This window comes from Nitrincola schmidtii (assembly GCF_008973715.1).
GTDB lineage: Bacteria > Pseudomonadota > Gammaproteobacteria > Pseudomonadales > Balneatricaceae > Nitrincola > Nitrincola schmidtii.
Genome location: NZ_WBOL01000005.1, coordinates 108,926 through 120,253, shown reverse-complemented (window position 1 = coordinate 120,253; position 11,328 = coordinate 108,926). Strand labels below are relative to the sequence as shown.

The following is an 11,328-nucleotide window of genomic DNA, read 5'->3' as shown; positions in this document are numbered from 1 at the left end:
TCCAATCAGTCCAGAGTATCTGAACTGTTTTCTTCATGCCACTCAGTAATATTATTGTGACTGACCACCGCACCAAATTCATGGTTACCCTTTATCAAGCCAATATTCATAATAAACCAGCGTTTTTCATCAGGTGCATGACAGGGGTAGACCATTTGAAAAATGGGTAAGGAACCTTCTAACACCCCTTTAACGCCTTGGTAGGCACGATTAACTGTCTTGTCTTTACCATCAGATAACGAAGTTCTACAAGCCTCTAAGTAGTTAGTACCCGGACCTGTTGTCAGTAACTTAGGATCACCATTAGCTTTAGCAAAGCGGTTCCAAGATGCATTAACCATAGCGATAGTACCGTCTTGCTCTAACACAGCGATATGCTCTGGTAATGCGTCGATGATTGATTGCAACCGTTCTGCATCCTGAAAAGCAGTAATATCGACAAATGTCGCGACTGCACCTTTCGCTGAACTGGAGGGTACCTTGTAAAAAATAATGCGCATCAAAAAGGCTTTACCTTCATCAGAGAGCACTTCTTTTTCAAGTGTTTGCTCTGTCGCTAAGGTTCGAGCAAAATCTTCCATAATGTCAGAATGCTTCAGTCGATGTGTTATTTCATCTAGGGGTCTACCGATATCTCCCTCTCTAAGTTTAAAGATCGAGACTGCTGCAGGACTAAAACGAGTTAAGTTTAATTTTTCATCAACAAATACCGTAGCCACACCCACCGCTTTTGCCATCGTGTCCAAGTCAACGTTTAGACGATTGAGCAGCATTACTTTTTCTTGGAATTCTGCATTGACCGTATTCAACTCTTCATTGACGGATTGCAGTTCTTCATTCGAGCTTTGCAATTCTTCATTGGATGCCATCAACTCTTCATTGGTCGCCTGTAACTCTTCGTTAGAAGTTTCAAGCTCTTCAATCGTCGCTTGCAAACTTTCACGAGTCGCAGCAAGTTCAGTATGAAGTGCTTCAATACGAGCGGTGGTTTCAGAGTTGACATCAATCGAGCTAAAAGGACTTTTCGAAGTTTCATGATGAGAGGCTGGGCTTTCAAAGCACAGTAACAAAAGCCTCTCGTTTGCATCCATCATCACTGGCTTTACAGTGAGCCGAACTTGCTGATAAGGACCTTCATAATCATTAGATAAGCTAACATAGTCAGATTGCAGCATTATCCAATCCTTGGCAGCTTTAAAAAGTAATGCTTGGGCTACTGGAACAAGGGACTCTGGCAAGATACGAGAGATTTGGGTAGAGACTGCACCTGAGCGCACACGGAAATAGGGCTGCACGTCACCAAAAAAATGGACTGCTTGATGATTATCATTCACCAAGATCGACGGGGGGGCATAAAGATCTAATAAAACAGCCGTGGACTGATCTAACACCGACAACTCTCGGCTCATACCAGAAGTGATAGCAGGCACTTGACCTTTAGCGCTTTGGAGACTTGAGGATCTATGTAATAAGGCTTGGCTAGTTCCATCGATGACAAAAGGTAACGTTTTATCATTTCGTCGAAACAGCTTTAACTTTGGATTGATATCTTCAAAACCCTTGGCAATACCACCAATAGACTCACTGGAACCTAGAAATAGGACTCCACCAGGGCGAGTAGCATATTGTAGTCGATGCATCGCACGAAGCTGAGCTTCTGGCTTAAAGTAGATCAAGGCATTACGACAGACAACCAAATCCATTTTGGTGAATGGAGGATCGGTGAGTAAGTTATGCTTTGCAAAGACGATGCACTGACGCAATTCAGGTTTGACTGTAAAGTTGTTGCCTGTTTGATTAAAGAAACGCTCTAGGCGCTGACCTGAGAGTTCAGCCGCGACAGCTTGTGTGTATTGGCCTGCCGCTGCAATTTCTATCACCTGTTGATTGACATCGGTAGCAAAGATTTTTAGTTGAGGCCAACGTCGAGCACGTTCAAATTCCTCAATAAAAAGCATCGCCAAAGAATAAGCTTCCTCACCCGTTGAAGTCGCTGCAGACCAGACTCTAATAATTGAGTTGGGCTCAGTTCTGGCAACCAAATCAGGTATCACACTGGTGGCTAAAACCTCGAAAGCTTCTGGATCTCTGAAAAAACTGGTGACACAGATCAATAGCTCGCGTCTTAAGGTATTTAATTCAGCCTGATCTTCTTGCAGTAACACATAGTAGTCACTGATCGAGTTGATCTGTCTAACTTGAACACGTCTTTCTACTCGTCGCAAGAATGTGGCAACTTTATAGTCCCTAAAGTTAATACCACCCGACTGTAATAGTAAGTCCATGATGCCTTCCATCGCATCATTATCATCGGTTGGGATAGAGACTTTATCTGAAGTGGTATCAACTTTATGCAAGGTTGGGTTATCGATATGATCAACAATACGCTTAGGCAGCGCATCAACTTTTAAAACCGCATCTACTACATCCGTTGCAAGAGCACTTTTAGGCATTCCATCAAACTTTGCCTCTAGCGGGTCTTGTGCGGCAACAAAACCACCAGCGGCATTAACGGCTAATGCGCCTCTAGAGCCATCTGAACCTGTACCAGATAAAATCACCGCAACGCATCGATTTTCATAACTTTGCGACATGGAGTTGAAAAAGATGTCTATCGGCAAGGTTAATACATGTGGACTTTTGGCACTTAGATGAAACCTATCCATTTTTAGCGTCATGACCATGCCCGGAGGAATCAAAAAAATACAGTTGGCTTTTAAGCGCATACCTTGCTCAACCACGGCAATTTCCATCTTAGTGTGGCGTGCTAACAGATCCTTCATAATGCTTTTATGATCAGGTGATAAATGCTGAATCACCACAAAGGCAGCTCCCACATCCTCTGGACAATGACGAAAGAAACTCTCTAAAGCCTCCAGCCCTCCTGCAGATGCTCCAACAGCAACGATGTAACCATCAAAAGCATTTTCATTTACGCTCAGTTTCGTTTCTTGCTCAGTCATGTGGTACCTTCAATGGTTTCAACTCGGTTACGCCCTTTTTCCTTGGCTTGATATAGTGCTTTATCTGCAACTTGCAATATTTTCTCAGGTGAATCTCCATTAGGAATACAGGCAACACCGCCCAGGCTAATCGTGATGACGCTGGCGATATCTGAAAACTCGTGTTTTATCATCAAGCTTTCAACGGCTAGACGCATTTTTTCAGCAATGTATCGAGTGGATTCAAGGTCTGTATCTGGCAAAATGACAGCAAACTCTTCTCCTCCGTAACGTGCCAGTAGATCCTTGGGTCGATTGATGGTTTTTTGTAAGGCTGCGGCCACTTTAACTAAGCAATCATCTCCCTTGCCATGACCATAGTGATCATTGAAGGGTTTAAAGTAATCAATATCCAACATGATGAGCCCTAAAGAGCTTCGTGCTCGCTTAGCATGCTTAAACTCATTCTCAAGGATGAAGTCAAACTGACGTCTATTAGCAATCTGTGTTAATCCATCGATATGAGACAGACTTTCAAGTAGATCGGTATTCACTTTTAGCGTCATGTGATTCCGAACTCTGGCTTTCACCACATCAGGATGAAAAGGTTTGGTAATAAAGTCGACTGCACCTAAGTCGAGCCCACGCATTTCGTCCTTCACTTCGTCTAGCGCGCTAATAAAGATGATCGGAATACGTCGAGTTGCTTTGTCATTTTTTAATTGACGGCAAACCTCGTAACCATCCATATCGGGCATCACAATGTCGAGAAGAATCAAATCAGGTGGGTGATTACCTCGAGCCACTTGAAGTGCTTTGGCAGCACTATTAGCGATTTGGATTGTATAGTCATCAGACAGTAAATTTGCCAGTAACTGAATATTGGTAGCGATGTCGTCAACGATCAGAATGGAGCGCTTATCGGATTTAGAAGGTGAGGCTGAATCTGTTTCTGCTTCTATTTTTTCAGTGGCTAACCATGGCGTTAAGGAGTCAAACAGCTGTTCAGCCGTAAAGGGTTTTCCTAAATGATCATTCATACCAGACGCCAAGGCTTTCTCACGATCCTCCACTAAAGCCGCTGCCGTCAGGGCAATAATGGGAATTTCTTGATTGAATTCTCGTATATGCTGAGTGGCAAGATAGCCATTCATAATAGGCATTTGAATATCCATCAACACTAAATCAAAGCTTTCTGTTTTAACTTTTTCAACGCCTTCAAAACCATCTTCAGCAATGGCGACCTGTAAACCCATCTTTTCAAGTAAGGACTTGGCGATGTGTTGATTAATCAGATTATCTTCCACGACTAAGATACGTTGACCACAAAAGCGTGTGTTCTGAAAATCGGATACACGCATCTCATCCTTTGGAATGAACGGTTGTTCGGCTAACTTCAACGGCAGGACAAATTGGAAACAGCTACCTTGACTCTCTTGGCTTTCTAGCTGAATGCCATCGCTACCCATCAATTGAACAAGCCGTTGGCTAATAACCAAACCTAAACCTGTACCACCATATTGACGAGTAATAGAGGTATCTGCCTGATTGAACGCTTGGAATAACAGACATTGATGCTCTTCATTGATACCTACCCCCGTATCTAACACAGAAAACCTGATTGAATAGAGGGTGTCTGAAGAGTGGTCCGTTTCAACCTTAAGTTCCACTCTACCCTGATGGGTAAACTTAACCGCATTCCCCATCAGATTGGTTAATACTTGTGTCAATCTGAGCGCATCCCCTTCGAACCAATCAGGCAAGCCCTGTTCAACGGACAGATAGAGTTCTAAGCCTTTTTCACGACAGGATAATGAAAACAGGGTGTTTAAGTGCTCAAGAACATCACCCAGTTTAAATATCGTATTTTCAGTGGTCATCCTACCCGCTTCGATTTTGGAAAAATCGAGTAGGTCATTGATAATTCCTAGCAGTAAGCTTCCAGAACGATGGATTTGCTCGATACGCTGTCGCATACCAGCTGACATAGGCTCATTGAGTTGTAACTCACTTAAACCGATGACGGCGTTTAAAGGGGTTCGGATTTCATGGCTCATATTGGCCAAAAATTCAGATTTTGCTTTACTGGCTTTCTCAGCAACGTCTTTAGCTTCTAACAGACTTTTTTCATGTTGCGTTTGTTCTGCATATTGTTCTGAGAGGTCAATTGCTGCTGAGGCTATGTAATCCGGATCATCTCCCTCTCCCTTCATCACCATGCCACTCATTAACATCGGAAAAGTATGACCTTCTCTCGAATAGTGCCAAATTTCGGTGGGTGGAAAATAACCCTTGAGATCAAGTTCATCAAATACTTTGTTAACCGCTTGACGTTGTTCATGGTTATGAAAAACGGATATATGTTGACCAATTAACTCTTCAGGTTTAAAACCATGGACCCTAGCAAAGTAATCATTTACGTAGATCACATTCCCTTTTAAGTCATTGACAACATGGCCAAACAGTGCGTTATCTGCCATAGACTTAAAATGTCTAGCATCGGTTTCCGCTTTATGACGCTTACGCATCACAAACACTAACGCAAAAATAATCGTGAAGGTAATCGCTAAGCCGAACACCAGTAGAAATACGATTTGTCGACTGCGATGTAACAGGTCTTCTGTTTGTTGTTCAACCAAGGCTTCGAGTCGATCTTGATAGTGCCACATGCCATAGGAAAGATTTCTTCCGGGTGTAATGTCTTGCACCATAGACAACAGAAGTTGACGATCGCCACGCTGATAAGGGTGCGAATACACTTCTACCGTTCGCACTTCACCGTTGGCTAAACGATGCCTAAAAATAAAATAGTTGCGCCCTTCTGATGCAGCATAAGCTCTCTCTTCAGCTATTTGCTCTGGGCTAAGCGTATTGATATCTGAAATAAGTAACTGTTTAAAGTCTTCAGGTTGATAGCCATAGAAGGCTTCTGCTGCTGGATTAGCATCGACAATCACGCCACTGGCTGGCTCAATCCATAACATGGGAACACTATGACGTTCAAAGAAGTCATCTAAACTGTCAGCCAGTAGCGGATTTATCTGGAAGAAAAGGCAGAAGAGTATCAGTAAAATCAAACACACATAACGCTGTGTTCTTCGAGCAAGCCCAGTAACAATACACATCAAATACTACTCTTAAAGAGGGATACTAGCCCTCTAGTGTGTTTAACACTTTACCAAGCCTGACTAATGCTTGATCGTAATCAAGTTGTTCAATCGCTTCCATGAAAGTAAGCCAAACTGTCATCACTTCTATGGGCATCTTATCACGCATAGCATGCAACCGTTTTTCAGCAACAAACTCACTTTTACTGAGTGACTGCTGTAATTGTTTCAATTCCAGCAGAAGTTGTGGTGTCAGGGTATTATGCGTTTGCTCTAATTCTGCCTCAGAGGTCAATACAGCAGTTAACAAGGTTTGCAACTCTGTCAGCGTAGCATCTATCAGTCTAGTCAATCTTTCAAGATCATGCGATTTAAACAAGTTCTTTCGCTTAAGTGATTGATCTAGGTCAACCAAAGCATCATATAAGGAGACAATAGCAAGATTACCACAGACTCCTTTCAAACCGTGAACGCGCTTTTGCATAGCATCAAATTGATGTGAATCACTGTCAATATTGAGTTGCGCCAACTCACAAAGTAACTGATCTCTTTCTTCAGTCAATTGCCTAGCAAACTTACCGAGCAATTTAAAATACAAAGGCTTGTTACCTGACATCAAGGCCATTCCTTGGTCTAGGTCGATCATCTTCTCGGCCAGAGTGTTCTCTGATCCATGAAGATCAGCTGAATTCAGATCTATCCAGTCAGCGGGTGTTATATGAGGTAACCAGCGTGCTAGCATTTGATTGAGAGTGGACGGATCTATAGGCTTGGATAAGTGATCGTTCATCCCTGAAGCAAGTGCCTTATGCTGATCTTCAATTAAGGCTGCGGCGGTTAATGCGATTATGGGTCGGTCATAGCCTTGTTGTCGTAATAATCGAGTGGCTTCGTATCCATCCATAAATGGCATCTGTATATCCATCAATACTAAATCGTATGAAGCATCACGGAGCATTTGAACGGCGACTTGACCATCATCAGCCAAATCAACCTCAAGCCCTAAGCGGGTCAATTGATTTTTCGCCACTTCTTGATTAATCACATTATCTTCAACAATCAGCACCCTACCCTTAAACTGATCAGGTAAAATGCTTTCTTCTTGCTGAGCAATTAATTCATCCATTTGATCATCGCTACAGGGCTGCAATGCTAAAGAAAAGCTAAATTCAGAACCCTGTTTGGGATGACTGACGACCTGAATTCCCTGACTACCCATCGCTTCAAGTAAGCGCTGACTAATCACTAAACCCAGACCTGAGCCGCCATAATTCCTAGTAATTTTTGTATCTGCTTGGCTAAACGCCTGAAAAAGTCGCTGCTGCTGCTCTTCAGAGATTCCTATTCCTGTATCCTGAACGCTAAACTTTAGCAATCCATTGTTATTTAATTGTTTTTGTTCATTTATACTAAGCGTTACACTGCCTTTATGGGTAAATTTCAACGCATTGCCAAGCAAGTTGGTTAAAACCTGCCGAAGTCGTAACTCATCACCCACGTAGCCTCTTAGAGCTTTCGAATCAATGTTAAATTTGAGTTCTATGTTTTTATTAGCGGCTAACTCTTCAAAAACCATTTTCAAATGAGAAACGATGTTTGCAATGACAAAAGGTTGGGGATCTATCGTTAACTTGCCAGATTCAATCTTGGAGAAATCTAGGATGTCGTTGATGATACCTAACAGCAAACGACCTGACTGATTGACCTTTATCAAACGATCCTGAAGTACTGAAACCGTATTAATTTCATGTGCATATTGACTCAGTCCAATGATGCCATTCATCGGCGTACGAATTTCATGGCTCATATTTGCCAGAAATTCTGATTTGGCTCTGTTGGCCTGCTCTGATTCCAACATCGCCTCTTTTAAAGCGCGTTCGTGGTTAATTCGTTCGGAAATATCCGTACAAAACGCCATCACACCGAATTGATCAATAGCCACTCCACTGAAAGCGACAGGGACAGTGTGTCCCTGTTTGTGACTCAAATGGACTTCGGTTTGAACGGATCCATCTCTTTGTAACGCATCATTTAATTCTTTCTGGTGAGATTCATATTCGTATGGATAGAGATCGCTAATGGAGAGTGTTAGCAATTCTTCTACAGCGTAACCCAACATTTCACAACCGGCCCTATTCACCTGTGTGAAATGACCAGACTGATCTGTGACAAAAACGCCAACCGTAGACTCTTGCATGAAGAGTTTTAGTCGATATTCGATAGAGCGCTGTTCTGTCAGTAGTTTAATTTTCACTAACGCCAACTCGATGAGCTGTGCGACAGATGCCATAAACAATTTGTCTTCTGCTGTTGGCTCATAAAACTCATCTAGCCAATTAAAAACCAGTATATGGAAGCTTTCATCAGAAAAATTAAACGGAAACCAACTGAGCGACTTTACTGCCAACTCTTCATGTAAGAACGAGGCAAATCCATCTTGCTTAATCAATGGATGAATAGTGTGCTGATGACTAACGATCCAATCTGTTGTTTCTCTCATGTGAGCCATAGAGTTTGCCAACAAATCTAAATCTAAATCTAAATCACTCAATACATTAAGCGGCTTCTTGCTATTAATTTGTTTTAGCCATTCCGTTACACCCAATATTTTTTGTTCTTCTAAATCAATTTTGTATACGATCCCTCTATCAGCATTGAGTGCTTTGGCCATACTTTCACAAGCTGATGCTAAGATCGATAAAGGTTCATCTTTAGCTGCAATCGTCAGCGCTATCTGATCAAGCGCAGTCCGGTAACGAGTGTTTCTTTCTTCAATAAATCTGGCTAATTCAGCTGCTTTTTCAGTGGCGGTGACATCTCGATTGACACCCACAACACGCATAGGGTCTCCGTTGACCTTCCGGACTACCCGTGCCTGACAATGCAAATAACTAATGCGGTTATCCAAAGATCTACGAATAGGAAAGGTAAAGGAAAGTATCGAGTGTTCTCTTAAAGCTTCTTGAAAGTGACCTAGCACTTCTGAACGATGATCGGGTAATACTAAGCTCAACCAGTCTTGCAGACGATGTTTGAAGGTCAATCGAAAGACACCATAAAGCTCAAACATCTGATCATCCCAACTGAGCAAGCCAGACTCAATATCATACTCCCAAACCCCTAACCCTGCAGACTCAGTCGCCAGCATTAAGCGCTCGCGACTGAGACCAAGCTCTGTTTCAATTAACTTACTGTGGGTGATGTTCGTGTGAGTACCCATCATATAGATAGGTTGATGCCGTTGATTGAAAACCGTTACCTTTCCACGGCTTTGTATCCATACCCAAGAACCATCGGCATGAAGTAAACGAAATTGTGCATGTAAACTTTGGCCAAGTTGAATACTTTTTTTGACCGTGCCCATGGTTTTATTCAGATCATCTGGATGCATCAAGGCTTCAAACGTTGCCAGAGACATATCTAACTCACTGGATTGATAACCTAATTGTTGATAGGTGATATCTGACCAGATCACTTGATTGCTGGATAAATCCCAACTCCAAAGACCGGTATCCGTAGCCTCCATCGTCAACTCGAAACGTTTGCGAGTTTCTTCCAACATTAACTGATCTTGTTTGTACTCAGTGATATCGTTGATATAGCCATTCCAAAGAATCGATTCATCTTGCATTTTTGTCGGTGATGCACGCCCCTCCAGCCATATCACTCCTTTAGAAGGATGAACATAACGATACTGAAGATGCCAAACTGACAAATGATGTGCTGAATACTCTATACTTTTTTTGACTGCCTCAAGATCATCAGCGTGGAGTCTATCAAAGACTATACTTGCATCACTGACAACCTGTTCAGGAGTGTAACCATAGACATCTAGCATGCCTTGTGTCGAAAAAGGAAAACAACTGGTTCCATCGGGATAGAAACGGAACTGATAAAGCATACCCGGCGTATTTTCTGCTAATTGATCGAATTTTAGTTTCTGTTCATAAGCCTCAGTGACATCGGTATGACTACCAATGACCCTAACAGGTTTACCATCATCATCTTTTGTGAAAACCTGACCTTTATCTAATATCCATTTATAAGAGCCATCTTTGCAACGCACTCGATGGGTATTTTCATAAAGCAAGGTTTGACCACTGAAATGACGTTCTAAATCAGCATAAACCTCTGCGATGTCATCTGGATGAATACGCGATTCCCACTCCGATAAACTGTCGCCAATTTCATCGTCCCGATAACCCAGCATCGACTTCCAAATAGGTGAGAAATACACCTTGTTCGTGCGTGCATTCCAATCCCACACTCCCTGATGAGTTCCCTCAAGAACCGCCTTCCAACGCTGCTCATTTTCAAAGATGGTTTGAGCTGACTGAGTGCGTGCCTCCTCCTGTAAACCTAGCTCACGCCAATGTTCAATCAAAAAAATAACTAACTCTTTCTGATGCAGCAAACCAACTAGATTACCGAACTCATTAACGACCCCAAGGCGCTTGTGTTGATATTGTTGAATACTAGCCAAAGCTTCAGAGAAAGAGCAGTTTTCACGAATACTAACGAGAGGAAAAGATGCGAAGTTGTTTATCGAAAGTGACAAATCTGCACCGTTAAGAAGCGCCTTGAGCATGTCCGTTTGCGTGATAATTCCTAGTGTCTGGTCATGCATTCTGACCACACAGGAAGTATGTCCAGCGATGTGCATCTTTAGCATGGCAGCTTTTAGACTGACACCTTCTATCACTTCAGTGAAGTCAATGAGGCTACCTATCTCACCAACAGCATTGTCCGAATGAAATAATTCAGGGTCTAATGATTTAATGATATTGCTGTAACTAATAATACCTTGCAGGTTGCAGTGATCATCAATCAGGCAAAGATGCTGAGAATAAGACCCCTCCAGCATCATCAAAGCATCACTAACCGCGACGGATGACTTAACACATTTTACTTGCGGTAGACTGGCATCCGCTAACAGCGTATTAAAGCCTACCCCTGCTAACTGAAGTGTCACCAACGCCCTTGTGGTGACAATTCTAAAGCGGGCATCATCGGTGACAATAATCGAATGCACGTCCTTTTCTGACATCTTCTTCAATGCGTCATAAAGTGTATGCCTAGCATCAAGAGTCACTACTTGCGGTGAAGCGATGTGATGTAACGACAATCCGAGCATTAATGAAACATCTCAAAACACCAATCGGGCTTATTAAGTCAATTTAAGCATCAAAACGACAAAGATACCCAATTGCAATCGGAAAATCATACTCTGAAATTACTATTTGTCTTTAATCATGATTTAAAGCATGGTTTTTTAAGTT

Annotated in this window: 3 protein-coding genes; all 3 read right to left on the bottom strand. The window is 42.4% G+C overall.

The annotated features are described in order from the left end of the window. Positions 1-5 precede the first annotated feature (5 nt). From F7R24_RS06125 to F7R24_RS06115, 3 genes are read right to left on the bottom strand one after another with little or no spacing between them, the layout of a single operon-like run. On the bottom strand, positions 6-2,963 hold the full coding sequence (locus F7R24_RS06125) for a CheR family methyltransferase (protein WP_151670364.1): 2,958 nt from the start codon (positions 2,961-2,963) through the stop codon (positions 6-8). Then, positions 2,960-6,067, bottom strand: a complete 3,108-nt coding sequence (locus tag F7R24_RS06120) for a response regulator (protein ID WP_151670363.1) — start codon at positions 6,065-6,067, stop codon at positions 2,960-2,962. The genes F7R24_RS06125 and F7R24_RS06120 overlap by 4 nt, the downstream gene beginning before the upstream one ends. A gap of 25 nt (positions 6,068-6,092) precedes the next feature. After that, the gene (locus F7R24_RS06115; RefSeq protein WP_151670362.1) at positions 6,093-11,183 is read right to left on the bottom strand and encodes a PAS domain-containing protein; all 5,091 of its coding nucleotides are present in this window, start codon (positions 11,181-11,183) and stop codon (positions 6,093-6,095) included. Positions 11,184-11,328: the final 145 nt, after the last annotated feature.